The organism is Streptococcus suis (assembly GCF_002960625.1).
Lineage (GTDB): Bacteria > Bacillota > Bacilli > Lactobacillales > Streptococcaceae > Streptococcus > Streptococcus suis_T.
Genome location: NZ_POJH01000059.1, coordinates 1 through 631, shown reverse-complemented (window position 1 = coordinate 631; position 631 = coordinate 1). Strand labels below are relative to the sequence as shown.

The 631-nt window shown below is 42.9% G+C and carries 1 protein-coding gene; it reads left to right on the top strand.

Annotation, left to right across the window (positions count from 1 at the left end):
* Window positions 1–65: 65 nt before the first annotated feature.
* Window positions 66–631, top strand: a 566-nt coding sequence (locus tag C1G49_RS10975) for an IS110 family transposase (RefSeq protein ID WP_153048240.1), incomplete at its 3' end; no start/stop codon positions are given.

Sequence of the window (631 nt, the reverse complement as noted above, 5' to 3'; positions counted from 1 at the left end):
GGTCGTCGAGTATTGAAAATGACATCACTAAAACAAGGAATCATTCAAGACAAAGAGGTAATATCATGCGTGCAGTTTTTGGGATTGATGTGAGTAAGGCAAGTTCAGAAGTGACCATTCTAGTCAATGGTGAGAAAGTTCATGGCTATACCATGTCCAATGACGCCATCGGCTTTGCTCGGCTACTTGGCGATTTGAAAACCGTCCATAAGCCAGAAATCATCTTTGAAGCAACAGGTGTCTACTCTCGTCGTCTTCAAGCTTTTCTGGATGAACATAGCTACGCTTATACACGGCTTAATCCCTTAGAAGCTAAGAAGCAACTGGATAGCTTGCGTGTGCGGAAAACAGATCAAATTGACGCCGAAAAACTGGCTCAATCTCAATTTGTACTGAATCGTAAACCCACTTATGTCCAAGAAGAAGTCTACCAAAACTTGCGGGATCTTAGCCGTTTCTATCAGAATCTGACCGAGGACATTGTTCGAGCTAAAAACCGTCTGCACAAGGTCTTACAAGTCACTTTTCCTGAATTGGAAACTATCTTATCAACACCATCTGGCGAACAATACTGGAACCTGGTCATAGCTTTTCCTTGCAAGGACTTCGTGCTTGAGTTAAGCAAGGACGA